Here is a 26296-nt window from a genome sequence, read left to right on the forward strand (position 1 = left end):
ATCGCTTGCCACGTTTGCCGGGGCGCTCGGAACGCTCGGGCTGCGCGCGCTTCGCCCGGCGCGGCGCCTGCTCGCGGGTCGCGCTCGCGCGCTGCCCGCCACGCCGCGGGGCGGGCGGAGCCGGCGTGGGCGGCTCCTCCTCGTCATCGACGTAGCGGGGGATGACGGTCGTATCGTCGTCGTAGTAGTCGTCGCCGTCGTGTTCGCCCCAGGCCCGGTCGTCTCTCCGATACCGCCGATCAGCTTCGCGCTGTCGGAACAGTTCCTCGGCCCGCGCCCACCGATCCGTCATGCATCGTCCCCGGGCGACGCGAGACGTCCCGCTTCCACCGACCTCAACACCGCACTCCGTTCGTCCAACCATCCTTGCAGGATCGACACGGCCGCCGCCTGATCGATCACCTGCCGCTGGCCACGCGCGCGAACTCCACTGTCCCGCAATGCACGTGCAGCTGACACCGTAGTCAAACGTTCGTCGGAAAGCCGGACCGGCACCGGCCCGACGGCAGCCCGCAATCGCTCAGCGAATGCGCTGGCCAGCGTAGCCGCAGTCCCCTTCTCCCCGCGTAATGTTCGCGGCAATCCGACGATTACCTCGACTGCCTCGTACTCCCGCACAATTTCGGCAATTCTTTCGATATCGGGTGCGGGAGCCGAACGCCGTGACGATTTCGCGCGCGGTACGGTCTCCACCGGCGTGGCGAGAATGCCGTCGGGATCGCACGCGGCGACCCCGATCCGGACACTGCCGACGTCGACGCCGATCCGCCTGCCCCGGCCGGGGTCGGTGGCGGGATCCGGCCGGTCGGCGCCGCGCTGCGCCGACCTCTCCGATTCCGCGGGCTCGCCCATCACCCGGCGAGTTCGGCCACCCGCGCGCGGACCGCGGCCAGGCCCGCCGGAATGCCGGACGGATCCGACCCCGCGCCCTGGGCCATCTCCGGCTTACCGCCGCCGCGTCCGGCGATACTCGGGCCGAAGCTGCCGACCAGATCACCCGCCTTGATGCCGAGTTCCTGCGCGGGCTTGTTCACGGCGACCACGAACGGCACCTTGCCGTCGGCGTTGCCGAGCAGCACCACCACGGCGGGCTCGCTGCCGAACCGGCCGCGGATGTCGGTGGCGAGGGTGCGCAGATCGCCCGCGGGCACACCCTCCGGCGCGGCAACGGCGACCAGCAGCAGGCGGCCGATCCGCTCGGCTTCCTGGACGAATGTGGCCGCCGACGACAGCACGGCCGCCATCTTCGTGCGCTCGAGTTCTTTCTCGGCCACCTTCAGCCGCTCCACGAGCTGCTCGACGCGACCCGGCACCTCTTCGGAGGGCACCTTCAGCGCGGAGGCGACACCGGCCAGCAGCGCGCGCTCCTTGGCAAGGTACTTATAGGAGTCCAGGCCGACGAACGCTTCGACGCGCCGCACACCCGAGCCGACCGACGACTCGCCGAGCACGGTGATCGGGCCGATCTGCGAGGAATGCTGCACGTGCGTACCGCCGCACAGTTCCATGGAGAACGGGCCGCCGATCTCCACGACGCGGACCTCGTTGCCGTAGTTCTCTCCGAACAGTGCCAGCGCGCCCATCTGCTTGGCCTTCGGCAGATCGGTGAGGAAAGTGTTCACCGGGAAGTCGGCGCCTACCGCGTCGTTGGACACGGCCTCGATGTCGGCCTTCTGCTGTTCGGACAGCTGGCCCTGCCAGTTGAAGTCGAAGCGCAGGTAGCCCGGCTTGTTCAGGGAACCGGCCTGCACGGCATTCGGGCCGAGCACCTGCCGGAGGGCAGCGTGCACCATGTGCGTGCCGGAATGGCCCTGCGTGGCGCCGCGCCGCCACCCGGGATCGGCCTGGGCGAGCACGATATCGCCCTCGGTGACCTGGCCGTGCTCCACGGTGGTCTTGTGCACCCACAGCTTCTTGGCGATCTTCTGCACGTCGTTGACGCGCAGCTTCAGGCCCGAGGAGGCGGTGATGGAGCCGCGGTCGGCGATCTGGCCGCCGGACTCGGCGTAGAGCGGACTGCGGTCCAGGATCACCTCGACGTCCTGTCCGGCGGTCGCGGCGGGCACCCGGACGCCGTCGGCGATCAGGGCGAGCACGGTGGCCTCGGAGGTGAGCTCGTCGAAGCCGGTGAACTCGGTGGCGCCCCGGTCGACCAGTTCCTTGTAGATCGTCAGGTCGGCGTGGGCGTGCTTACGGGACTGCGCGTCCTCCTTGGCGCGCTTGCGCTGCTCGGCCATGAGCGAGCGGAAGCCCTCCTCGTCGACCGCCAGCCCGGCCTCGGCGGCCATCTCCAGCGTCAGATCGATCGGGAAACCGTAGGTGTCGTGCAGGGTGAACGCGTCCGACCCGGCGATCGTGCTGCCGCCCCCGGCCTTCACGGCGGCGGCGGTGTTGTCGAACAAGGTGGAGCCGGTGTTCAGCGTCTTCAGAAACGCCGTCTCCTCGCCGACGGCGACGGTCTCGATCCGGCGGAAGTCGGTGGCCAGCTCCGGGTAGGACGGGGCCATCAGGTCGCTGACGACCTTCATGAACTCGCTCATCACCGGCTTCTCGGCGCCGAGCAGGCGCGCCGAGCGCACGATGCGGCGCAGCAGGCGGCGCAGCACGTAACCGCGGCCGTCGTTGCCCGGGTTCACGCCGTCGGCGATGAGCATGGCGGCGGTACGGGCGTGGTCGGCGATTACGCGGAAGCGGACGTCGTCCTCGTGCTGGACGCCGTAGGAACGTCCGGTCAGCTCCTCGGCCTTGTCGATGATGGGGCGCAGCAGGTCGGTTTCGTAGACGTTGTCCACGCCCTGCAGCAGCAGCGCGATCCGCTCGATGCCCATACCGGTGTCGATGTTCTTCTTCGGCAGCGACCCGACCGGCGGATGCCCCAGCTTCGGGCTCAGCTCACCGCGGATGTCCTGCATGAACACGAGATTCCAGATCTCGAGGTAGCGGTCCTCGTCGGCGACCGGTCCGCCGTCGCGGCCGTGCTCGGGCCCGCGGTCGTAGTAGATCTCCGAGCAGGGTCCACCGGGGCCGGGCACGCCCATATCCCAGTAGTTGTCCTTGCCGTCGCGGAACTGGATGCGCTCCTCGGGCAGGCCCGCGACCCGCTTCCAGATCTCCGCGGCCTCCGGGTCGTCCTGGTAGACGGTCACCCAGATCCGCTCGGGGTCGAAGCCGTAACCGCCTTCGTCCTGCGGCTTGGAGATCAGCTCCCAGGCGAGCGTGATCGCCCCCTCCTTGAAGTAGTCACCGAAGGAGAAGTTCCCCGCCATCTGGAAGAACGTGTTGTGCCGCGTGGTGACGCCGACCTCTTCGATGTCGCCGGTCCGCACGCATTTCTGCACGCTGGTCGCCCGCGGGTACGGCGGCGCCTCCTGACCCAGGAAGTACGGCTTGAACTGGACCATGCCTGCGTTGACGAACAGCAGGTTCGGGTCGGCCAGGATCAGCGAGGCACTCGGCACCTCGGTATGGCCGGCACGGAGAAAGTGGTCCAGGAAACGCCGTCGAATCTCGTGGGTCTGCACGAATACCCAGCCTACCGGTGCCGCGCACGTGAATTTTCATCGACCGGGCACCCCTCGCGTCCCCGCGACCGCTCAGCGAACCCAGGCCCGCAGCGGCTCGCTGTCCGGCATCACGCACACCGGAGCGGGCAGTTCGACAGGCTTCCCGGACGCTCGTCGGACGGTCTTGCTGCAGACCCCGTCTTCAGGGGCGCTGAACACGACTATTGTGGCCAGTCCGCTGGGGCCGGCGGCACCGATACCGGCGCCGTACGCCCGGTGCGAGCGGTCAGCCTCGGACGATGCGGCGCAGCTTGTCGACCCGTGGACCGATTTCGCGTTCGTGCCCGTGGTCGGTCGGACGGTAGTAGTCGACGCCGACCAGTTCGTCGGGCGGGTACTGCTGGGCGAGCACGCCGTCTTTGTCGTCGTGGGGGTACCGGTAGCCCTGCGCGTTGCCGAGTGCCGCCGCACCCGCGTAGTGACCATCGCGCAAGTGCGGTGGGACCGGGCCCGCCTTACCCGCCGCGACATCGGCCATGGCCGCTCCGATCGCGGCCACCACGGCGCCGGACTTCGGGGCGGTCGCCAGATGGATCGTCGCCTGCGCGAGCGCGAGGCGGCCCTCGGGCAGTCCGACCAGCTGCACCACCTGCGCGGCGGCGGCCGCCGTCTGCAACGCCATCGGATCGGCCATGCCGATGTCCTCGCTGGCGTGGATCATCAGCCTGCGGGCGATGAAGCGAGGGTCCTCGCCGGCGCTGAGCATGCGTGCCAGGTAGTGCAGGGCGGCGTCGACGTCCGAGCCGCGGATGGACTTGATGAACGCACTGATCACGTCGTAGTGCTGGTCACCGGCGCGGTCGTAGCGTACGGCGGCCTTGTCCACGCTGGCCTCGACCAGGTCCACGTCGACGGTGCCGTCGAGCGAGGATTCGGCCGACGCTTCCAGCGCGGTCAGCGCCCGGCGGGCGTCGCCGCCCGCGATCCGGACGATGTGCTCGAGCGCGGCGTCGGTGACGGTGTACTCGCCCGCGAGCCCGCGCGGGTCGGCGATCGCGCGGCCGAGCACCTGGCGGATGTCGGCTTCGGTCAGCGACCGCAGTTGCAGCACCAGCGAGCGCGACAGCAGCGGCGAGACCACCGAGAACGACGGGTTCTCGGTGGTCGCGCCGACCAGCAGGACGATGCGGTTCTCCACCGCGGCCAGCAGCGCGTCCTGCTGAGTCTTGGAGAAACGGTGCACCTCATCGATGAACAGCACGGTCTGCTCGCCCGCCGACAGCCTGCGCCGCGCCATGTCGATGACCGCGCGGACCTCCTTGACGCCGGCCGAGAGGGCCGACAGCGCCTCGAACCGTCGTCCGGTGGCCTGCGAGATGAGCGAGGCGAGGGTGGTCTTGCCCGTTCCGGGCGGCCCGTACAGCAGCACCGATGCGGCGCCCGATCCCTCGATCAGCCTGCGCAGCGGCGAGCCGGGGCCGAGCAGATGTTGCTGGCCGACCACTTCCTCCAGGGTGGCCGGACGCATGCGCACGGCCAGCGGCGCACCCGCGTCCCTGCGCACCACGGTGTCGATCGAATGCTCCGGGGGCACCGCGGCACCGGGCACGTCGAACAAACCATCGCTCACCAGACGAACGTTACCCAGCCGCACCGACAGCGCGACATGCCGTTCCCCCGTCCCCATCGCGCCGCGGAGCACGGCCCGGACCGGCGCGGCGGCGAACCGAGTTGCGCGTCGCCGGTACTTCGGATGGGATCGGTACCCGTGCCTGAAAACGTGTTCGTTTCAGATCCATCGTCCGTCGCCCGCTTCGCTCGACGCACCCTGCTGAAGAGCAGCGCGGCCGCCGCCACCGCCACCGCGGTGGCGGGCGCCGGACGCGCGCAAGCCGCGACACCGGCATTCCGGCACGGCGTCGCCTCGGGCGACCCGCTTCCCGACGGCGTCATCCTCTGGACCCGCGTCACCGTCTCCGACGACGCGACGCCCGGTTCGGGGGTGGGCGACCCGGCAACCGTGCGGTGGGAGATCGCCGCGGACGAGCGGTTCCTCTCGATCACCGCCTCCGGAACCGTGACGGCCGCGGCGGAGTCCGACCACACCGTCAAGGTCGACGTCTCCGGCCTCGCGCCGAACGTCGAGTACTTCTATCGCTTCAGCGCCCTCGGCCAGACCTCCCCCGTCGGCCGCACCAAAACCGCGCCCGCCACGGCGGACACACCGGACCGCCTTCGATTCGGCGTGGTCTCGTGCTCGAACTGGGAGGCGGGCTGGTTCGGCGCCTACCGTCACCTGGCCGGCCGCACCGACCTGGACGCGATCGTGCACCTGGGCGATTACATCTACGAATACGGTCGCGGCAAATACGGTGGCCGCAACGGCACCGTGCGTGCGCACGAACCGGCGAACGAGATCGTCAGCCTGATCGATTACCGCATCCGCCACGCCCAGTACAAGACCGACCCGGACCTGCTCGGTCTGCACGCCACGCTGCCGTTCATCTGCACCTGGGACGACCACGAATCCGCGGACAACTCCTGGTCCGGCGGCGCGCACAACCACGATCCCGCGACCGAGGGCAGCTGGATCGACCGGCGCGCCGCCTCCGCGCAGGCCTACTTGGAATGGATGCCGGTCCGCGCCTCCGGGTCCGGCACCGACGTGCGGATCTATCGCAGGCTGCGCTTCGGCACCCTCGCCGAGCTCAGCATGCTCGATCTACGCAGCTACCGCGACGAGGAGGCGAAACCGGGAGCGAACTGGCGGGAGGCCGACAACCCGGCGCGCACCATCACCGGCAAGGCGCAGATGGAGTGGCTGACCGCGGGCTTGGCGTCCGCGCCGGTGCGGTGGAAGCTGGTCGGCAACTCGGTGATGATCGCTCCGCTGGTCTTCCCGCCGCTGGAGCCTGCCACCACGGCGGCGATCACCAGTACCTTGGGCGTCCCGGAGTCCGGCCCGTCACTGAACGGCGACCAGTGGGACGGTTACACCGCCGACCGCACCCGCCTCTTCCGCGCCATCGCCGACCAGCAGATCTCCGACGTGCTGTTCCTGACCGGGGACATCCACTCCTCGTGGGCGGCGGATCTCCCGGTGGACGCGGCGAGCTACCCGGGCGGGGCGACGGCGGGCGCCGAGTTCGTGGTGCCGTCGGTGACCTCGTCCAGCATCGGCGACCTGCTGCGGACGAATTCCGCGCCGATCGCGGAATCGCTCGGGGCGATCAACCGTCATCTGCGGTACGTGGAATTGGATTCGCACGGCTACGGCGTGCTGGAGGTCACCCCGGAACAGGCACAGATGGACTGGTACTACCTGTTGAACGTCACCGACCCGAATTCCGGTGTGCGCCACGGCGCTTCGTTCGCCGTACGTTCCGGGGGCCGGATCGAGCGGCGCCCGGCGCCGCTCGGCTGATCGTCGGGCGGTGGCTCACTCTCCGCCCCCGCATCCACCGCCACCGCTGAGGTTGTCCTCCGACTTGTCATGCGGCCGGTTCCGCCATTGATAGGCGCGAATCTCTTTGCCGAGTTGCGCTCCGGCCGCGCGGGCACGGATCGCCGGGTCGCCTTCGATCCGGCTCCGGCTTCTGTTCCTTCGCAGGATCACGACGCCGAGCGGCGCGGCGACAAGAATGATCGCAAGCAATACCAGCAGTGCCGCAAGACGAGCAGCGCTATGGGCTTTTCCAGGGCCGATCCATCCCGGTGGCGATCGGCCACCGGCACCGGATCGCCCCGGCGCGGTCGCGGGCATCGACGGCACGGGTCGTGGTGTCGGTCAGAACCGCTCGCCGCCCCAGCGATCGCCTCGCGGCTGATTACCGCCACAGTGAGTCCCAGGACCACATCCAGCAGGTCCGCACCGCATGGGCGCCATGCAAGCGCACCCCAGCGGTGGAATGCGGCAAAGGCGGCAGCCTCTTTCTGCTCATGCCTACGATGCGGTCAGAGGGTAGACGCGGGATGCGCTAGAAGTTTCGCAGTCCGGTAGAAGATCGCCGGGGCGGCGACAACAGAGCTTGCGGCCGAATTCGCACCGCTGAGGTCCAGCACAGCCCGCGTCCAATTGCTCGAACGCGAAGCCCTACTCCGACCAGCGCTCTTCCAGCATCGCCGACACGTCCTCGGCGAAATCACCCACGATGTCGTCCCCTGTGCACCGCGCGTCTTCGGCGAGCGCGGCCCAACGGTTGATCAGGGCCGCCGAGCGCGGCACCGACAGCCCGTGCTCCCGGGCAGCCGCGATACGCGTGTGGTCGGCGGGCAGGAACCAGTAGGTGGACAGCCACACCCAGATCAGCCGGGCTTCCAAGATTCGTTCGGCCAGCTGGTCGTCGTCGGCCAGCGCGGGCCATACGCCCACGACTTCCGCGCGCCACGCCTCGACCATCTGGTTGGCGCGTTCGCGCGAGAGCTCGAGGTCGCACAGGCAGCCCGGGAAGGACACCAGCGCGTAGGCGATGTCCAGGGTGGCGTCGCGGAATCCGCCCCACTCGTAGTCGAGGAAGCGAGCGCCTTCCTCGTTCAAGATCACATTGTCCGGGCAGAGGTCGGACGGGCTGAACGCCCGGAAGCGCCCGGCGGAGTACAGGCGGTTGCCGCGCACGATCCGCTCGGCGATCTCGCCGGGCACCTCGATGCCCAGTTCGCGCTGGAGCATGCCGGGCACCTCGGCGATCGCCGACTCGGCCTGCTGGGCGATGCCGTCCACCCGGTGCACCACGTCCACCCGGCGCAGCAACGCGACGAAGTCCGCCTCGCGCCCGACGGTGGCGGCGTGCATCCGGCCCAGCGCCTGGGCGAAGGCCATGAGGGCATTGCGGGTGGCCGGCTCGGCGCCGGAGCGCAGCACGGCGGTGAGCAGTGAGTTCTCACCGAGGTCGCTGAGGATCAACAGCCGGTCGGGGAGGCTGTGCGCGATCAGGTACGCGCCCGGCCGGTGTTCCCGGCTCAGTGCGGTGGTGAACTGGTAGGACACCGTCTCGCGGAGGAACGCGGAATCGATGCTGGCCACCCCGGGCGCCAGACCGCCGGTCCGGCGATCCTGGGCGGCGCCACGGACCTGCTTGATTATCAGGGTTCGCGGTAACGAGAAGGCGTTCTCCGCTACTCGCACGCGTAGGACGGTCGTCCTACCACTACCGCTGAGTTCGATCGGATCGCTCAGCTTTACCGGAGCACCCATTCGCTTTGTGAGCAACTGTTGCGCTGCGGACACGACTTCGGCGGCGCGTTCGGCCAATAGTGCGGTCATCGCCTCTCAAAGTACTCGCATGGGGTCACTTCTAGCGAGCGGTTACACAACCTTTCCGCGTCGCCCGGCGTGTCTCCGGCCAGGCCGGAGGGTGGCCGCCGGTCGCTTGACACCTGTGCACCCGTCGGGTTTTCTCATCGTGAACTGCCGTGCGCCACACCGCAAACCAGTTGAGTGGAAAGGTCTACGCATGACCGAGACACCGCCGCCCGCACCCAAACAATCACCTGGTGGCGCTTCCTCCCCGAACGACGAGGAACGCTTCGCGGCACGGCCGGGGCAGCACGAGAACCCCGATCCGCGAGGCGGCACCCCCGCAACCGGCCAATCCGGCCACGAGATGGCCGGTTCGTCATCATACCCGCAGTTCGAAGGTCCCGGCGCGGCGCACTACGGCAGCGAACCGGTGCAGCCACCCCCGCCCGTGGGCGCGCCGCACCCCAGCTACGGCCCACAGGGCACCGGCCCGGGGTGGGCGCCACCGCCCGGCCCGGCGCCTGCCCAGGAGCCGGTCTACGGCTACCAGCAGGTCACCACGGGACCGGGCACGCTGGACGTGGGCCAGGCGCTCAGCTACGGCTGGGCCCGTTTCCGGGCCAATCCGGGCCCGTGGGTCGGGGTGACCGCGGTGGGCATGGTCATATATCTGGCGTTCGTGCTCGTGGTCCAGCTCACCGACCCGACGACGATGCTGCCGCTGCTGCTCGTCTTCCTGGCGGTCATGGCCGGTATATGGCTGCTGCAGGCGGCGATGGTGCGCGGCGCCCTGTACGAAACCGACGGCACCCCGCCGCCTTTCGGTGCCTACTTCCGATTCGTGAACGCGGGCAATGTGCTGCTCACCGCGCTGCTGGCGTTCACGCTGACCTTCCTCGGCTCGGCGATCTGCCTGATCCCCGGGCTGATCGCCGGCTGGCTGTGCATGTTCTCGCTGCATTTCGTCGTCGATCAGGATCAGGGTCCGTTCGAGGCGCTGAAGTCGAGCTTCACCCTGGTCGTCGCCAACGCCGGGCAGGTGCTGCTGCTCGCGCTGGCGGTGCTGGTGGTCACCTTCCTGGGGCTACTGCTGTGTGGTTTCGGCCTGCTGATCGCGGGCCCGGTCGCCGTCATCGCCGTGACCTATGCCTACCGCGCCCTCACCGGCGGTCCCGTCGCCGCGCTGTGAAACCCGCGTCACTCCTCGGCCGGTGAGCGCATGCCGATCAAGCGTTTGAACCGTTCCACCGGACCGGCCTCGCCGCCCGCGCGAGGCCGGAGCGCGAGCACGATGATCCCGGCCACGATGATGCCCCCCATGTTCACCGCGAGCTGACCCGCGGACAGGAACGCCACCCGCCACTCCCCCAAAGTCGCCGCCACCACGGCGAATCCGGCCGCGGGCACGGTGGTCACCGAGATGAACACGCCGACCAGCGCGGCCGATTTCGCGGTCACCAGCGACAACATGCCCGCCGCGCCCGCGAGCAGCGCGACGACCAGGGAGAACGGGCCGACCTGGTAAATGAAGTCGACCTGTTCTATACTGCCCACCCCGTCGATGGTGATCCAGCCGACCTGCTCCCACACCAGCGTCGCCAGCAGCGTGATCACCATCGCTACCGGAAAACCGACCGCGAGCGCGACGGCCGAGCGGCGGGCGAGCCGGAAATCCTTGCGCACCAACGCCACCGCGAACGCGGCCAGCGGACCGAACTCCGGACCGACGACCATCGCGCCGACGATCGTCACCGGCGAATCGGTCGTGACGCCCACGGCGGCGAGCAGGCAGGCGATCGTCAGGAAGGCGAGGAACGTCGCGTTGAGGCTCGACTCCTCGTGCGTCTGCGCTACCAGTTCCTCCCAGACCACCGCGTCGCTCGGATCGCCGGGCGCCTCGTGCACCGCGCGTTCGCCCGCGTCCGACAAGACCGTCTCGACCGGGGTGAGCGTCAAGCCGCCGGAACGACAGATCCCCAGCGCCGTGAGGTCCTCGAGCACGGCGTTGGCGGCCTCGCGAGCCACGTCCGCCTGGACGAGGTCGCCCTTCGGCTCCAGCGCCGCACCGCGTGCCAGGGTCACGTGCGTGACCCCGGGATCGGCGGCGAGTACCGCGAGCACCTCGTCGGTGCTCTCCGGCGGGCTGATCATGCGCAAGTGCAGCAACGGGTTTCCTCGTGGTCGGCGTCAGCTGGCACGGACGCGGCTGACCAGAAAATACCGTTCGCGGCAGCGGCCGCTACGAGGCGGGCGCGTCCTTCTTCTGCTCCGGCTTGACGTCCAGTCCCGCCTCTTTGCGCTGCTGCGCGGTGATCGGCGCGGGCGCGTCGGTCAGTGGGTCGACGCCGCCACCGGTCTTCGGGAAGGCAATGACCTCGCGGATCGAGTCCTCCCCCGCCAGCAGCGCGGTGACCCGGTCCCAGCCGAAGGCGATGCCGCCGTGCGGCGGAGCGCCGAAGGCGAAGGCGTCGAGCAGGAAGCCGAACTTCTCCTGGGCCTCCTCGTGTGTGATGCCCATCACCTCGAAGACCCGTTCCTGCACGTCGCGGCGGTGGATACGAATCGACCCGCCACCGATCTCGTTGCCGTTGCAGACGATGTCGTAGGCGTAGGCCAGCGCCGAGCCCGGGTCGGTGTCGAACGTGTCGAGCGACTCCGGCTTCGGCGAGGTGAACGCGTGGTGCACCGCGGTCCAGGCGGAATGGCCCACCGCCACGTCACCGCTCGCGGTCGCCTCGACGGTCGGCTCGAACAGCGGCGCGTCCACGATCCACACGAACGACCAGGCGTCCTCGTCGATGAGGCCGACCTTGCGGGCGATCTCGACACGCGCCGCACCGAGCAGCGCGCGCTGCGCCTTCGGTGCGCCCGCGGCGAAGAACACGCAGTCCCCCGGCACCGCGCCGACGTGCTTGGCCAGGCCCTCGCGCTCGGCTTCGCTGAGGTTCTTGGCGACCGGGCCACCCAGCGTGCCGTCCTCGTTCACCAGGATGTACGCCAGTCCCTTGGCGCCGCGCTGCTTGGCCCATTCCTGCCAGGCGTCGAGCTGGCGCCGCGGCTGGCTCGCGCCGCCCGGCATGACCACCGCGCCGACGTAGGGCGCCTGGAACACCCGGAACGGGGTGTCCTTGAAATAGTCGGTGCACTCGGTGATCTCCACGCCGAAGCGCAGATCGGGCTTGTCGCTGCCGAAACGGCGCATGGCCTCGGCGTAGGTCATGTGCGGGATGGGGGTCTGGATCTCGTAGCCCACCAGCTTCCACAGCGCGACCAGGATCTCCTCGGCCAGCAGGATCACGTCCTCCTGGCGCACGAAGCTCATCTCGATGTCGAGCTGGGTGAACTCCGGCTGACGGTCGGCGCGGAAGTCCTCGTCCCGGTAGCAGCGCGCGATCTGGTAGTAGCGTTCGATGCCGCCGACCATGAGCAGCTGCTTGAACAGCTGCGGGCTCTGCGGCAGGGCGTAGAAGCTGCCCGGCTGCAAGCGGGCGGGCACCAGGAAGTCGCGAGCGCCCTCTGGCGTGGACCGGGTCAGCGTCGGAGTCTCGACCTCGACGAACTCGTGGTGGGCGAGCACCTCGCGGGCGGCCGCGTTGACCTTGGAGCGCAGCCGGATGGCGTGCGCCGGGCCTTCCCGGCGCAGGTCCAGGTAGCGGTGCTTCAGGCGCGCTTCCTCACCGGGCTGCTCGTCCAGCTGGAAGGGCAGCGGCGCGCTCTCGTTCAGCACCTCGAGCTCGGTGACGTTCACCTCGATCGCGCCGGTCGGCAGTTCCGGGTTCTCGTTGCCGCTCGGACGCGGTTCCACGGTGCCGGTGACGCGCACGCAGTACTCCGCGCGCAGCCGATGCGCCTGTTCGGCGGGTTCGCCCTCGCGGAACACCGCTTGGGCCACGCCGGACGCGTCGCGCAGATCGATGAAGATCACCCCACCGTGGTCACGCCGCCGGGCCACCCAACCGGTGAGAGTGACGGTCTGACCGGCATGCTCGCTTCGCAGCGAACCAGCCAAGTGGGTGCGCAGCACGGGGTTCCTTTCGACGACGCTCACACCGGGCGCGGGGTGACCAGGTGCGAGTCCATCGTAGTGAGACACATTCCCCGAGAGGAAACCGATATCGACGCGCCCATGCCAAGCTGTATCCGAGGGAGAGCGAACCGGGGCCGTACGACCGAGGGCGGTGTGTTCCCCGGGGACGAGCGAGAAAGCGACGACGATGACCTTCAACGAGGGCATGCAGATCGACCCGGACCGGGTTTCCTCCGGCGGTCCCGGCATGGGCGGCAAGCTCGCGCTGGGCGGTGGAGCGGGCGGACTCATCGTGCTGGTGCTGACGCTGCTGCTGGGCGGCGACCCCGGCTCCATACTCGGCAACTTCACCGGTACGCCGGAGGAGAGCCAGACCCAGCCGGGCACGGAGGGCACGCCGAGCCACTGCAAGACCGGCGCGGACGCCAACAAATACGTCGACTGCCGGGTGGCGCTCACCGCGCAGAGCTTGGACGCCGTATGGTCGGCCGAGCTGCCGAAGCAGGCGGGCAAGCGCTACTCGCAGCCGAAGGTCGTGCTCTTCTCCGGGGCCACCTCCACCGGATGCGGCAACGCCACCAGCGACGTCGGGCCGTTCTACTGCCCGGCCGACCGGACCGCCTACTTCGACACCAGTTTCTTCCAGGAGCTGGTGGATCGCTTCGGTTCCAGCGGCGGCCCGCTCGCGCAGGAATACGTGGTGGCGCACGAGATCGGCCATCACATCCAGAACCTGCTCGGTGACCTCGGCCGCGCGCAGCGCGATCCGCGCGGGCCGGAGTCCGGCGCGGTACGCACCGAACTGCAGGCCGACTGCTACGCGGGCATCTGGGCCCACTTCGCCGACAAGCAGCCCGCGCCCGGCGGCAGCCAGCCGTTCCTGAAGCCGCTGTCGGACAAGGACGTCGACGACGCGCTGTCGGCGGCCGCGGCGGTCGGCGACGACCGTATCCAGCGCGCCGCGCGGGGCCGAGTGAATCCCGAAGCGTGGACGCACGGTTCGTCCGAGCAGCGACAGAAGTGGTTCCTCACCGGGTACAGGACCGGTCAGGTCCGGGCGTGCGACACGTATTCGGCGCAAGACCTGAACACTCCGTCCGGCCTGCGATAGACCCGGATCCGATCGATCCAGCGCGCCGGTTCCTCCCGAAAGCCTGCGCGCTGTCATGATCTACGGCAGTTCACCTGTGTTGCGGGTGGACACGGACAGCACCGGAAGATGGGATCGATGCGAGTAACGAAAGCTGTTGTGCTGGTTGTGCTGCTGATCGTCGCGGCGGGCTCGGGCGCCGCCACGGCCGACCCGGCCCTGGATCGCCCGAGCGCGCTACCGCCGATCGCCGCACCGCTGGCGTTGTTCACGCTGACCACCATTCCGGACGGGTGGCAGGCCCGCACGGACCTGCGTCCGCAGCTGGAGATCTTCGCCGACGGCCGTGCGGTCAGCAGCCCCGACGCCGTGGCCGCCGAGCGCCGGCCGGAGACCCCGCCCAAGCGGATCGACGGCCACATCCCGCCCGACGTGCTGAGCGCGGCGCTGGCGGAGACCAAAGCGCTCGCCACGGTGGACCTCGGCGTCCCGGCCGCCACGGATCAGAGCAGCCGGATCATCGACTTCATGCCGCAGTCGCCGTCGGAGGACGTACATCTCGTGGTGTATTCGCCCGACACCACCGAGGGGCTCGGCGCCGAACAGCAGGCCGCACGCAAACGCTTCGCCGACCTGTACCGGAAACTGCTCGACGCGTTCGCGCAGGACAACTGACCGTCGCTCGTCACCCGGCCCGAACGGCGATGATCCCCGTTCGGGCCGGGTGCCGCGCGTGGCCTCCCCCGCGACGCGTCAGAACTGGTCTTGCTCGTAGTCCGAACTGATGATCTCGTCCGAGTGCGTGGCACCGATGACGTCCGGCGTGGACTCGCCCAGCGGGCCGGTGAGGTCGTCGTTGCCGGTGGGACTCAGATACGGCTGCACCGAGCGCGAGTGTTCGTCGTCATTGCCCCGCTGCCCCGCCGCGCCGGCCGGGCCACCCATGAAACCGTTCGACCCGGCCGGTGTGGTGCTCGCTGGTGAGCCGGTACCGAAAGACGTGCCCGGGACGCCGGCGACCGAGCGGATCGGGGGAACAGTGGTGCCGGGCAGGCCGGTGGCTTTCGGGACCGAGGGCGTGCTCGGACTTCCGGGCCTGCCGGTACTGCTGCCGAGCAGTCCGCTCGGCGTGCCGTGGCTGGTACTCGGGCTGTGCGTGGTGTGCACCGACGACGGCGTTGTCGAGGGGGTCGAGGTCCCGGGCGTGGCGGAGTCCAGGCCGGCCGCCTTGGTCGCGGTATCCGAGGAGGTCGACTGCGCCTGCTCCAGGATCGGCTGGCCGACGTTCTCCGCCAGTGCCTGCGCGACCTCCTGCGGCGCCGGTCCGCCGCCCGGCGCGACCAGTTGCTGCACCATGCCGCTGAGTTCGGCGGTCTTGCCCGCCAGATCACCGCGGGTGGCGTTGACCACGCCGACGGCGTTGCCCAGGTGTTCGGTGGCCGAGGCGATCAGCGTCGCCTGGGCCGGTGGGGTGAGGATGACCGGCGCGAGCGCGGTCGCCTGGGTGGCGAACGACGACGCGATGCCGAGCAGTTGCGCGTTGCCCTGCTGCACCACCGTGGCGGCACGCTGGGTGAGCTCGGAGATGTCGATACCCCGCTGGCCGGTCTGCTGCCCCTCCACGTTCGCCTGCTGGCTCGCGGCCTGGGCGTTGCGCGCGGCCTGGCTCTGCCACAACTGCTCGACCGTGCTCATGCTGCCCTTGCCCACCTGCATGGCCATCTCGATGACCTTGGAGGACTGGCTCAGGATCGCGGTCGGATCGAACGCGCCGATGACGCCGGTGCCGAAGCTGCTCAGCAGATCCAGGATCGGCTTCATCAGCAGATCGACGCCGGGGAGCGCGGGTACCGCGACACCCTGCATCAGCGCGGCGACCGGGTCGGCGGGCAACGGGGGCAACGCCGCGGCGGTGGCCGCCGCCTGGTTCACCGTGCCCGCGACCGCGCTCGACGCGTCGGCGAGTGCCCCGTTCAGCACTCCGGGGGCCTGCCCGAGCGCCGCCTGGACCGCGGGCGCCGCGACGTGGTCGACCGCCGTGTTCATGTCGCCGAGCAGCGCCGACGCCTCGTGCGGCACGCCGAGTACGTTCTCAGCGCCCGGTGCGCCGTTCAGACCCGGCAGACCGGAGGGCATGGCGCCGACCGACTGCTGATCCTCCGCGATCTTGCGCGACAGCACGAAAGCGGGCGGCTCGATGGGCGGCAGATCGTCGGGCAGCTGCGGCAACGGCAGGTCCAGCACCGCCTGCGCGGGTGCGTTCTGCAGCGTGTCCAGCACGGACTGCTGGCCGATCGCGACGTTCTGCTCGGCCGCGTGCGCGACGGCGTGGTCCTCCGGCGCGATGACGCCGCTGTCGAGCGGCCTCATACCGCGCCCCCGATCTGGCCCGCGATCGATCCGAGCGCGCCCGCGTTGGACCAGTCGACGGCGTCGTAGGCCGCGGCGGCGCTGAACGCCGAGTCCGAGAGCTTGGCGTACTTGGCCGACAGATCGTTGATGTCCTTGGCCTGCAACACCTGTGCCGCTGCGAACATCGCCAGGTAGTCGGCCCCGATCAAGCCGAACACCGGAACGAGCGCGGAAACGTTCTTCACCGCGTCGAAATTGCCCGCCCCCGCGAGATCACCGGCGATACCGGCGTTCGTGGCGGCGAACGCCCGGACCGCTTCGGTCTCTACCGAGAGATCACTCATCGAGTTGCCCCCCAAATCGTCGTACAGATCTGCGTCATGAAGTTGTCGTGATCCGCCGGCTCCCTGCCGAATCGGCAAGGGCCGCTACGGTTGCGCTCAATATAGCCGACCCGACCGGCAAGTTTCGAGCCCGAACGCGCCGCACGGCAGGGCGAAAGGGGCAGAATTGGAACGTGTTGCAAATTAGAACAAGTTCTATATTCTCTGTCCCATGAAGGTCGCAGTGACCGGCGCAGCCGGCTACCTTGGCACGAATCTGCTCCGCCTCCTCACCGAGCGCGGCCATCAGATCACCGCCATCGATCGGGCGATTCCCGCCGAGCAGGCCGCGCCCGGTATCACCTGGGTGCAGGGCGATGTGCTCGACCCGGCGTCCATGCGCGCCGCGCTGGACGGCGCGGAGGTGGTCTACCACCTGGTCGCGGTGATCACCCTGGCCGAGAAGAACGACCTCGCCTGGCGGGTGAACACCGAGGGTGTGCGCGTGGTCGCCGAGGCGGCTCTGGCCGTCGGCGCGCGCCGGATGGTGCACGCCAGCTCGATCCACGCGTTCGACCAGTACAGCTGCGGTGGCCGGATCGACGAGGACGCGCCGCGGTCGACCGACCCCGGGCTGCCGGTCTACGACCGCTCGAAGTGGGCGGGCGAGGTGGCGCTGCGCAAAGTGATCGACCAGGGCCTGGACGCGGTGCTGTGCAATCCGACCGGCGTCTTCGGCCCGCTGGACTTCGGCAAGCCGCTCTCGCGCATCAACCGGACGCTCAGGGACGCGGCGCTCGGGCGCGTGCCCGCCATGATCGGCGGGGGATTCGACCTGGTGGACGTGCGCGATGTGGCCGAGGGCCTGGTACTGGCCGGAGAGCACGGCCACACGGGTGAGAACTACCTGCTCGGTGGGTCGATGATCTCGATGCTCGAATTGTGCCGCGTCGCCGCGACCCACGGCGGCAAGCGGGGGCCGAGGTTCGCCATCCCCGCCAAGTTCGTGTCCGGCGTCATCCCGGTGCTCGCGCCGATCGGCAAGCTGTTCAACTCCGACATCGTCTCCAAGGCGGCGCTCGGCGCGCTCATCTCCGCGCCCGTCGTCGACCACGGGAAGGCGGAACGCGAGCTCGGCTATCAGCCACGTCCGCTCGACGACACGGTGCGCGATCTGGTCACCTTCTTCGCCGACCCGGCCCGGCTGACCCCGCCGGACACCCGGCAGATCGCTTGACAGCTTCTAGAACACATGTTCGACTGAGAGGGTGCGGTGGCAAAGCCAGACCCTGGACGCCGAGGACGGCGCCTTGCCCGGGCTGTCCCGGGCGGGTCTGGTGCGCACCGTGCGGACGCCGGAGTTCGAGGGCATCACCTTCCACGAAGTGCTGTGCAAAAGCGCGTTGAACAAGGTGCCCGAGGGCGCGAACGTGCCGTTCCAGTGGACCGTCAATCCGATGCGCGGTTGTTCGCACGCGTGCCGCTACTGTTTCGCGCGCGGCACGCACGAGTATCTGGACCTGGACGCGGGCCGCGACTTCGACTCGCAGATCGTGGTGAAGACCAATGTCGCCGCGGTGCTGCGCAAGGAACTCGGCAGGCGGTCCTGGCGTCGCGAACCGGTCGCGCTCGGCACCAACACCGATCCCTATCAGCGTGCCGAGGGGCGATACCGCCTGATGCCGGGCATCATCCGCGCGCTGGCCGAGTCCGGCACCCCCTTCTCCATCCTCACCAAAGGCACCTTGCTGCGCCGGGATCTACCGCTGCTCACCTCGGCAGCGCGCGAGGTGCGGATCAGCCTCGCGGTGTCCATCGCGATCCTCGATCAGGAGCTGCACCAGAGCCTGGAACCCGGCACGCCGTCACCACGGGCCCGGCTGGACCTGGTCCGCGCGCTCACCGACGCGGGCTTCGCGGTGAACGTGCTGGTCGCCCCGGTCATCCCCTGTCTCACGGACGGACAGGCACATCTGGACGCGATCTTCGGCGCCATCGCCGAGGCCGGGGCGGCATCTGCCGTCGCGTTCCCCATGCATCTGCGCGGCAGTACCAGGGGCTGGTTCCTGTCCTGGCTGGCCGAGCACCATCCGGCGTTGCTGCGCCGGTACCGTCAGCTCTACCGCCGCGGCCCCTACGTGACCCCGGAGTACTCCGCCTGGCTGCGCGCGCGGGTCGCTCCACTGCTGGCCGAGCACGGTTTGACGGCGCGCAGGCATGCCGAACCGGAGACACGACCCGAAACCGCGCACACGACCGCCGCGCAACTGGCATTGTTCGCCTGACGCCACCGTCGCCGGATCTCGCCGGTCCGCGCGCTTCGGGGGCGCGCACCGCACTCGACGGAGTAGTTTGGCGATGGCACCTCTCAGCGACGAGGAAGTGAAGCAGGCATATGGTTTCACACCAAAACGATGTCGGCACAGCGAAGTTGGAAAAGGTCGTCATTCGGTTCGCCGGGGACTCCGGCGACGGAATGCAGCTGACCGGCGATCGCTTCACCCACGAGGCCGCCGCGTTCGGCAACGACCTGGCCACCCAGCCCAGCTTCCCCGCCGAGATCCGGGCGCCGCAGGGCACCCTGCCGGGCGTCTCGTCCTTCCAGATCCAGATCGCCGACTACGACATCCTCACCGCGGGTGACCAGCCCGATGTGCTGGTCGCGATGAACCCCGCGGCGCTCAAGGCGAACCTGGAGGATCTCCCGCGCGGCGCCACCGTCATCGTGAACACCGACGAGTTCACCAAACGGGCCCTCGCCAAGGTCGGCTACGCCGCCGATCCGCTGGCCGACGAGACGCTGTCGGACTTCGTGGTCCATCGCGTCCCGATGACCTCGCTCACGCTGGGCGCGACCGAATCGACCGGGGTCGGCAAAAAAGATGCCCAGCGTGCGAAGAACATGTTCGCCCTCGGCCTGCTGTCCTGGATGTACGGACGCCCGATCGGCGGCACCGAGCAGTTCATGCGGGAGAAGTTCGCCACCAAGCCCGACATCGCCGAGGCCAACATCCTGGCGTTCCGGGCGGGCTGGAACTACGGCGAGACCACCGAGAGCTTCGCCACCACCTACGAGATCGCGCCCGCGAAACTGCCGCCGGGCACCTACCGCCAGATCACCGGCAACACCGCGCTCGCCTACGGCCTGATCACCGCGGGCCGGCTCGCGAAGCTGCCGGTCTTTCTGGGCACCTACCCCATCACGCCCGCCTCGGACATCCTGCACGAGCTGAGCAAGCACAAGAACTTCGACGTCACCACCTTCCAGGCCGAGGACGAGATCGCCGGAATCGGTGCCGCGCTCGGCGCTTCGCTCGGCGGCGCCCTCGGTGTCACCAGCACTTCCGGCCCCGGACTCGCGCTCAAGAGCGAGACCATCGGCCTGGCGGTGATGACGGAGCTGCCGCTGATCGTGATCGATGTGCAGCGCGGCGGACCGTCGACCGGACTGCCGACCAAGACCGAACAGGCCGACCTGTTGCAGGCGCTCTACGGCCGCAACGGCGAATCACCGGTAGCGGTGCTCGCGCCGCGCTCCCCCGCGGACTGCTTCGCCACCGCGGTGGAGGCCGCGCGGATCGCCCTGACCTACCGCACCCCGGTGCTGCTGCTGTCGGACGGCGCGATCGCCAACGGCTCCGAACCGTGGTCCATTCCGCAGGTGACGGAACTGGAGCCGATCGACCCGGGATTCGAACCGGGCGGCGACGACGCCGACCCGTTCCAGCCGTACGCGCGCGATCCCGACACGCTCGCCCGACCGCTGGCCGTCCCCGGCACGAAGGGCCGCGCCCACCGCATCGGCGGTCTCGAGAAGGCCGACGGCAGCGGCAACATCTCCTACGATCCGGCCAACCATGAACTCATGGTCCGCCTGCGCCAGGCGAAGATCGACGGCATCGCCGTCCCCGAGCTCGCGGTCGACGATCCGGACGGCACCGCCGAGCTGCTGCTGATCGGCTGGGGCAGTTCCTACGGCCCGATCGGCGAGGCGTGCCGGCGCGCGCGGCGGCGCGGAGTCCCGGTGGCCCAAGCGCATCTACGCCATCTGAATCCGTTGCCCGCCAATCTCGGTGACGTGCTGCGCCGCTATCGCCTCGTGGTCGCGCCGGAGATGAACGGCGGCCAGCTGGCCACGCTGCTGCGGGCGAAGTACCTGGTCGACGTGCGGCCGTGGACGAAGATCGCCGGCACCGCGTTCTCCGCCCAGGAACTGGTCGGGGTGATCGACGCGGCGCTGGACGGGTCGATCGAGGAGATGGAACAGAACAAGGTCTTCGCCGCACGGGCGCGGGCTACTCATCGAGCGCTGCCGGACGAAGTCCGACCACAACCCTGCGCCGGGCCGAGCGCAGGCGAGGCAGCCGCATACAGCATCGCTGGGGGTAACGCATGACCATCGTGGAGACCTCGCTGATCGGTACCGATCTGGGACTGACCGGTGTATCCGGGGTGCCGACCGCGGACGGGCCGCAGAAGGTGAAGGAGTTCACCTCCGATCAAGAGGTGCGCTGGTGCCCGGGCTGCGGCGACTACGTGATCCTGGCGACGGTGCGCGGCTTCCTCGCCGAACTCGGATTGCGCAGGGAGAATCTGATGTTCGTGTCCGGGATCGGCTGCTCGAGCCGCTTCCCGTACTACTTGGAGGCCTACGGTATCCACTCCATCCACGGTCGTGCGCCCGCTATCGCGACCGGATTGGCGGTCAGCAGGCCCGACCTGTCGGTCTGGGTGGTGACCGGGGACGGCGACGCGCTGTCCATCGGCGGCAATCACCTCATCCACGCGTTGCGCCGCAACGTGAACATGACGATCCTGCTGTTCAACAACCGGATCTACGGCTTGACCAAGGGGCAGTACTCACCGACCTCGGAGCAGGGCAAGGTCACCAAGTCGACCCCGATGGGCTCGGTGGACCACCCGTTCAACACCCTGTCGGTGGCCCTGGGAGCGGAAGCGACCTTCGCCGCTCGCGCGCTCGACTCCGATCGCGCGGGGCTCACCGAAGTGCTGCGCGCCGCCGCCGAGCACCGCGGCACGTCGTTCGTGGAGATCCTGCAGGACTGCCCGATCTTCAATGACGGCTCGTTCGACGTGCTGCGCCGGGAGAACGCCGCGGACCATCTCATCCCGTTGCGGCACGCCGAACCGATCCGCTTCGGGGCCGAGGGCGAATTCGCCGTAGTACGGCGGGGTTTCGGGCTCACGGTGGCTCGCACCGACAGCGTCGCGGAGTCCGACATCGTGGTGCACGACGCCTACGCCGACGACCCGGAGTACGCCTACGCGCTGTCGCGGTTGTCCGATCAGGGACTCGAGCATGTGGTCACCGGCATCTTCCGCAGCGTCTCGCGGCCGACCTACGACGACGGGGTGCGTTACCAGACCGAGACCGCGCGCGAGAAGAAACCGGTCGGCCCCGAATCGCTCCAGTCCCTGCTCACCGGGCCGGAGACCTGGACAGTCGGATAGGGCGACCGGGCGGAGGTCCGCGAGCCGGTCAGGCGTGCTTGGCGAAACCGAGGTCGATGACGGCGTCGCGCTCCTGCTCGAGCTCGGCGACCGAGGCGTCGATCCGGGGACGGGCCAGGTCGTCGATCGCCAGATCGGGCACGATCGTGTACTCACCATTCGCGCAGGTGACCGGGAACGAGCTGATCAGCCCTTCGGGCACGCCATAGGAGCCGTCCGAGGGAACGGCCATCGAAACCCAGTCACCGTCCCGCGTGCCGTGTACCCAGTCGTGGATGTGGTCGATCGCGGCGCTGGCCGCGCTCGCCGCCGAGGACGCGCCGCGGGCCTGGATGATGGCGGTGCCGCGCTGCTGCACGGTGGGCACGAACTGCTCGGTCAACCACGCCGGATCGCCGATCAGATCGAGGGCGGGACGTCCCGCGATGGTGGCGTGCGCGATATCCGGGTACTGCGTCGCCGAGTGATTGCCCCAGATGGCGACCCGCGCGATGGCCGGGGCGGGCGCACCGGTCTTCTTGGCCAGTTGCGCGATGGCGCGATTGTGGTCCAGGCGGGTCATGGCGGTGAAACGCTCGGCGGGCACGTCCGGCGCGTTGCTCATGGCGATGAAGGCGTTGGTGTTGGCCGGGTTGCCGATCACGAGCACTTTCACGTCGTCCGCGGCGCTGGCGTTGATCGCGGCGCCCTGCTCGGTGAAGATCGCGCCGTTGGCTGCGAGCAGATCCGAGCGTTCCATCCCGGCCGTGCGCGGCCGCGCGCCGACTAGCAGGGCAATGCCCGCGCCTGCGAAGCCGATCCACGGGTCGTCGCTGATGTCGATGGAATCCAGCAGCGGGAACGCGCCGTCCTCCAGTTCCATCGCGACGCCCTCCAGCGACGCCACCGCGGCGGGGACCTCCAGCAGCCGCAGGCGCACGCGCGTGTCCGGGCCGAGCATCGCACCGGAGGCGATCCGGAACAGCATGCCGTAGGCGATCTGGCCCGCCGCTCCGGTCACGGTGACGGTCACGGTCCCAGCGGGGGTGCTCACGGCGAACTCCTTGCGATCGGCGAATTCCTGTAGCCCACCCTAGCCACTCTCACCGCCGCCGAAGGCGCACGGTGAGCTACGCGACAGTGACCCATGGCCCGTACCGGTTCTCCGGCAACGTGGTCAGGCGAGCGCGGCGACTTCGGTGTCGGTCAGCACGATCGGCGACACCACGTCCTTGGCCCGCGCCAGCCGCACGGCGCGATACAGCGGCCGCTCCTCCAGCCCGGCATCGCGTGCCTCGGCTCGCAATTGGTGCACCAGCATCTCGGAAACCGCTACGGCCGCGGCCAATTCACTGGCGGCGAGCGCGTCCGCGAGTTTGCGCAAACCCAGCAGATGCAATTCGCGGCCGCTGCCCGCGTCGGTGTACATGGCCAGCGGAACGACCTGCGAGATCTCCCCGGCGGTGACCCGCAGGGCGATCCGGCTCAACCGCGCCGGGAACACCAAGACCTCCACCCCGGTGGCCGCCGACATCTCCAGCTGTCGTTCACCGAACAGCCTGCGGGCGTGAATCGTCGTGCCCGTCACCCACATTCGCCGCCGGCGCAGCGCGATGGCGTACACCACGGTGGGCGCGCCGACGACGACGCCGATGGCCGCCGCGATCGGCCAGCTCACCACGGTCGCGGCCAGCAGCGCCGCGCCGATCCCGATGCCCGACGCGGCCAGCGCGAGGCGACGCAGCATCGGCGCGTACAGCTCGGGCGCGACCAGATCGAGCCCCACCGGCGCGTGCGCCTGCTGGTCATCAGAATTCGTGGACACTACTCCGCCTTCTCGCGACTCCGGCGCCGCTGATGTGCGCGCCGGTCACGCTACCGCCCTCGCACCCCGCCCGCGACGGGTTCGGCGCACAGTATCGCGCGCCCGGCGGTCGCGCGGCGGAACCCGAGAGCACCGGCCACCGCGCTATCCGGCCAGCGACTCCCGGATCACGCCGACCACCTCGGGCAGCGGAATCTGCCGCTGATCACCGGTCGCCATGTCCTTGAGCCCGACGGTGTTCTCCGCGAGGTCACGATCGCCGAGCACGAGGGTGAACCTGGCCCCGGAGCGATCGGCCGCCTTCATCGAGCCCTTCACACCGCGCCCGCCGTAGGCCAGATCGACCCGGATGCCCGCCGCCCGCAACTGCGCGGCCACCACCACCAGCCGCTGTTTGGCGGCGTCACCCAGCGGCACGCCGAAGACCTCGCAGCGCGCCGGGCTGCCCGCCGACTTGCCCTCGGCCGCCAGCGCCAGCATGGTGCGGTCGACGCCGAGGCCGAATCCGATACCCGACAGCGGCTGGCCGCCGAGTTCGGCCATGAGACCGTCGTAGCGACCGCCGCCGCCGATGCCGGATTGCGCGCCGAGACCGTCGTGCACGAACTCGAACGTGGTCTTGGTGTAGTAGTCCAGGCCGCGCACCATGCGCGGGTTCACCACATACGGCACGCCGAGCGCCTCCAGGTGGCCGAGCACCTGCTCGAAGTGCGCCTTGGCCGACTCCGACAGGTGATCGATCATCAGCGGCGCGTCCGCGGTCATCGCGCGCACCTCGGGCCGCTTGTCGTCCAGCACGCGCAGCGGGTTGAGCTGGGCGCGCCGCTTCGTCTCCTCGTCCAACGGGAGCCCGAAGAGGAATTCCTGCAGCAGTTCGCGGTACTGCGGGCGGCAGGTCTCGTCACCCAGCGAGGTGACCTCGAGCCGGAATCCGTCCAGCCCCAGGCCACGGAATCCGGCATCGGCGATGGCGATGACCTCGGCGTCCAGCGCCGGATCGTCGACGCCGATGGCCTCGATGCCCACCTGCTGTAACTGCCGGTACCGGCCGGCTTGCGGGCGTTCGTAGCGGAAGAAGGGACCCGCGTAGCACACCTTCACCGGCAGCTGGCCCCGGTCGAGGCCGTGTTCGATGACCGCGCGCATCACGCCCGCGGTCCCCTCGGGGCGCAGCGTGACGCTGCGATCGCCGCGGTCGGGGAAGGTGTACATCTCCTTGGTGACCACGTCGGTGGACTCGCCGACACCGCGGGCGAACAGGCCCGTGTCCTCGAACACCGGCAGCTCGATATGCCCGTACCCGGCCAGTCGGGCGGCGCGGAGCAGGCCGTCGCGCACCGCGACGAACTCGGCCGAGCCGGGTGGCACGTAGTCCGGTACCCCCTTCGGGGCGGAAAAGCTGCTGGTCTTGGTCACGATGCTCCAGTTTCCACCACTACGGCCCCGCAAGTCCAACCGATTCGCCGAACCGCCTCTCAGGAAGGTTGCGGAGCAGTCTCAGGAAGAAATGGCACACTCTTATCCCGATGTAACCGGATACGGGAGGAACGTGGTAGTGCCGACCAACGAACAGCGACGAGCAGCGGCGAAACGCAAGCTGGAACGTCAGCTCGCCAATCGGGCCGAGCGGGCGCGCAAGCGCAAGCAACTCACGATCGCCGGATCGGTACTCGGTGTCGTCCTCGTGGTCGCCGCCGTGACCGGGGTGTACTTCTTGACCCGCGGCGACGACAGCGGCAGCAACTCCGACGCCGCGGACGCCTCGCTGTCGAGTACCCCCGCCGCGGCCGCGCCGCCCTCCGCCAAGGCCAAGCCCGCGACGGTCGACTGCTCCTACCGCGACAGCGCCAAGCCCGCGGACAAGCCGGTCGGCAAGCCGAAGGCCGGCGGCATCCCCACCACCGGCGCCGACGCGAAGGTCAGCGTCAGCGTGGAGACCACCCAGGGCCCGATCGGGCTGACCCTGAACAACGCCGAGTCGCCGTGCACGGTGAACAGCTTCGTCAGCCTGGCGGCACAGAACTACTTCGACGGCACCAGCTGCCACCGCATGACCGCGGGCGAGGGCCTGAAGGTCCTGCAGTGCGGCGATCCCACCGGCACCGGGATGGGCGGGCCCGGTTACGAATTCGACAACGAGTACCCCACCGATCAGTACGCCCCGAACGACCCCGCGGCGACCTCCGAACCGATCGCGTACAAGCGCGGCGTGCTGGCCATGGCCAACGCGGGCCCCGGAACCAACGGCAGTCAGTTCTTCATCGTGTACGCGGATTCGATGCTCCCGCCGCAGTACACGATCTTCGGCACCGTGGACGACAACAGCCTCGGCACGCTCGACAAGATCGCTGAGCTGGGCCAGGACGACTCCAACGGTCCCGGCGACGGGAAGCCCAAGCAGCCGGTCACGATCCAGTCGGTGCGTATCGACCGCTGAGCGTGCGCTCCGGGCCCGCCGCCGTTCTCCGGCCGCGGGTCCGAGTCAC

Annotated in this window: 21 protein-coding genes and 1 pseudogene; 9 read left to right on the forward strand and 13 right to left on the reverse strand. The window is 69.5% G+C overall.

Translation table 11 applies throughout. The features are described 5' to 3' along the window. The 4 genes and pseudogenes from ON29_RS37145 to ON29_RS17695 all read right to left on the reverse strand — a co-directional run. Window positions 1–292 (reverse strand): annotated as a pseudogene (locus ON29_RS37145) (endolytic transglycosylase MltG); the annotation flags it as partial. Continuing rightward, window positions 289–852 carry a Holliday junction resolvase RuvX gene (gene ruvX, locus ON29_RS17685; protein ID WP_040867612.1) on the reverse strand — a complete coding sequence of 188 codons (564 nt, stop codon included), beginning with the start codon at window positions 850–852 and terminating at the stop codon, window positions 289–291. The pseudogene ON29_RS37145 and the gene ruvX, both read right to left, overlap by 4 nt. Further along, window positions 852–3521 (reverse strand): alanine--tRNA ligase, encoded by a 2670-nt coding sequence (gene alaS / locus ON29_RS17690; RefSeq protein ID WP_040867614.1) that lies wholly within the window; start codon window positions 3519–3521, stop codon window positions 852–854. Before alaS ends, ruvX begins: the two co-directional genes overlap by 1 nt. Window positions 3522–3789: 268 nt before the next feature. After that, window positions 3790–5190 carry a replication-associated recombination protein A gene (locus ON29_RS17695; RefSeq protein WP_051175331.1) on the reverse strand — a complete coding sequence of 467 codons (1401 nt, stop codon included), beginning with the start codon at window positions 5188–5190 and terminating at the stop codon, window positions 3790–3792. A gap of 66 nt (window positions 5191–5256) precedes the next feature. Here ON29_RS17695 and ON29_RS17700 point away from each other — a divergent pair, with 66 nt between their 5' ends. Further along, a complete protein-coding gene (locus tag ON29_RS17700) occupies window positions 5257–6927 on the forward strand; it encodes an alkaline phosphatase D family protein (protein WP_040867615.1) in 1671 nt (556 codons plus the stop codon). Window positions 6928–6942: 15 nt separating this feature from the next. Here the strand turns inward: ON29_RS17700 and ON29_RS35940 are convergent, their stop codons facing one another. Both ON29_RS35940 and ON29_RS17705 read right to left on the reverse strand, forming a co-directional pair. Continuing rightward, entirely contained in the window at window positions 6943–7266 is a 324-nt protein-coding gene (locus ON29_RS35940; RefSeq protein WP_157172819.1) for a hypothetical protein, read from the reverse strand. Window positions 7267–7596: 330 nt separating this feature from the next. Next, entirely contained in the window at window positions 7597–8766 is a 1170-nt protein-coding gene (locus tag ON29_RS17705) for a phosphotransferase family protein (protein ID WP_040867617.1), read from the reverse strand. Window positions 8767–8956: 190 nt separating this feature from the next. On the opposite strand from ON29_RS17705, the gene ON29_RS17710 reads away from it, so the two are divergent. Further along, on the forward strand, window positions 8957–9931 hold the full coding sequence (locus ON29_RS17710) for a hypothetical protein (RefSeq protein WP_040867619.1): 975 nt from the start codon (window positions 8957–8959) through the stop codon (window positions 9929–9931). Between the two features lie 8 nt (window positions 9932–9939). Here the strand turns inward: ON29_RS17710 and ON29_RS17715 are convergent, their stop codons facing one another. Both ON29_RS17715 and aspS read right to left on the reverse strand, forming a co-directional pair. Beyond that, window positions 9940–10908: a DUF389 domain-containing protein gene (locus ON29_RS17715; protein ID WP_083863697.1), complete on the reverse strand. Its 969-nt coding sequence runs from the start codon at window positions 10906–10908 to the stop codon at window positions 9940–9942. 73 nt (window positions 10909–10981) lie between these two features. Continuing rightward, window positions 10982–12766 (reverse strand): aspartate--tRNA ligase, encoded by a 1785-nt coding sequence (gene aspS / locus ON29_RS17720; protein WP_040867620.1) that lies wholly within the window; start codon window positions 12764–12766, stop codon window positions 10982–10984. Between the two features lie 190 nt (window positions 12767–12956). Between aspS and ypfJ the strand changes: the two genes are divergently transcribed. Beyond that, window positions 12957–13880, forward strand: a complete 924-nt coding sequence (ypfJ, locus tag ON29_RS17725) for a KPN_02809 family neutral zinc metallopeptidase (protein WP_040867622.1) — start codon at window positions 12957–12959, stop codon at window positions 13878–13880. A 117-nt stretch (window positions 13881–13997) separates the two neighbouring features. Then, complete coding sequence (locus tag ON29_RS17730; RefSeq protein ID WP_040867652.1) at window positions 13998–14534, forward strand: hypothetical protein; 537 nt, start codon at window positions 13998–14000, stop codon at window positions 14532–14534. Between the two features lie 78 nt (window positions 14535–14612). On the opposite strand, the gene ON29_RS17735 is transcribed toward ON29_RS17730, so the two are convergent. Both ON29_RS17735 and ON29_RS17740 read right to left on the reverse strand, forming a co-directional pair. Beyond that, window positions 14613–16229, reverse strand: coding sequence for a hypothetical protein (locus tag ON29_RS17735; RefSeq protein WP_040867624.1), 1617 nt, complete (start codon window positions 16227–16229; stop codon window positions 14613–14615). Beyond that, a complete protein-coding gene (locus ON29_RS17740) occupies window positions 16226–16555 on the reverse strand; it encodes a type VII secretion target (RefSeq protein WP_040867626.1) in 330 nt (109 codons plus the stop codon). The genes ON29_RS17735 and ON29_RS17740 overlap by 4 nt, the downstream gene beginning before the upstream one ends. Before the next feature lie 211 nt (window positions 16556–16766). Between ON29_RS17740 and ON29_RS17745 the strand changes: the two genes are divergently transcribed. From ON29_RS17745 to ON29_RS17760, 4 genes are all read left to right on the forward strand, one after another. Continuing rightward, window positions 16767–17771, forward strand: a complete 1005-nt coding sequence (locus ON29_RS17745; protein ID WP_040867627.1) for an NAD-dependent epimerase/dehydratase family protein — start codon at window positions 16767–16769, stop codon at window positions 17769–17771. A gap of 31 nt (window positions 17772–17802) precedes the next feature. Then, the gene (locus tag ON29_RS17750) at window positions 17803–18819 is read left to right on the forward strand and encodes an Rv2578c family radical SAM protein (RefSeq protein WP_040867629.1); all 1017 of its coding nucleotides are present in this window, start codon (window positions 17803–17805) and stop codon (window positions 18817–18819) included. A gap of 110 nt (window positions 18820–18929) precedes the next feature. Further along, window positions 18930–20930 (forward strand): 2-oxoacid:acceptor oxidoreductase subunit alpha, encoded by a 2001-nt coding sequence (locus tag ON29_RS17755; protein WP_245548997.1) that lies wholly within the window; start codon window positions 18930–18932, stop codon window positions 20928–20930. Next, window positions 20927–22006, forward strand: a complete 1080-nt coding sequence (locus tag ON29_RS17760; protein WP_040867631.1) for a 2-oxoacid:ferredoxin oxidoreductase subunit beta — start codon at window positions 20927–20929, stop codon at window positions 22004–22006. Before ON29_RS17755 ends, ON29_RS17760 begins: the two co-directional genes overlap by 4 nt. 28 nt (window positions 22007–22034) lie before the next feature. Here ON29_RS17760 and ON29_RS17765 read toward each other — a convergent pair whose 3' ends face one another. From ON29_RS17765 to hisS, 3 genes are all read right to left on the reverse strand, one after another. Continuing rightward, window positions 22035–23039 carry a malate dehydrogenase gene (locus ON29_RS17765; RefSeq protein WP_040867633.1) on the reverse strand — a complete coding sequence of 335 codons (1005 nt, stop codon included), beginning with the start codon at window positions 23037–23039 and terminating at the stop codon, window positions 22035–22037. Window positions 23040–23162: 123 nt separating this feature from the next. After that, window positions 23163–23810 carry a hypothetical protein gene (locus tag ON29_RS17770; RefSeq protein ID WP_051175330.1) on the reverse strand — a complete coding sequence of 216 codons (648 nt, stop codon included), beginning with the start codon at window positions 23808–23810 and terminating at the stop codon, window positions 23163–23165. A 144-nt stretch (window positions 23811–23954) separates the two neighbouring features. Continuing rightward, window positions 23955–25226 (reverse strand): histidine--tRNA ligase, encoded by a 1272-nt coding sequence (hisS, locus tag ON29_RS17775; protein ID WP_040867635.1) that lies wholly within the window; start codon window positions 25224–25226, stop codon window positions 23955–23957. A 139-nt stretch (window positions 25227–25365) separates the two neighbouring features. Between hisS and ON29_RS17780 the strand changes: the two genes are divergently transcribed. Continuing rightward, window positions 25366–26247 (forward strand): peptidylprolyl isomerase, encoded by an 882-nt coding sequence (locus ON29_RS17780; RefSeq protein ID WP_040867637.1) that lies wholly within the window; start codon window positions 25366–25368, stop codon window positions 26245–26247. Window positions 26248–26296: the final 49 nt, after the last annotated feature.

Origin of the sequence: Nocardia exalbida NBRC 100660, assembly GCF_000308575.1 — a bacterium.
GTDB lineage: Bacteria > Actinomycetota > Actinomycetes > Mycobacteriales > Mycobacteriaceae > Nocardia > Nocardia exalbida.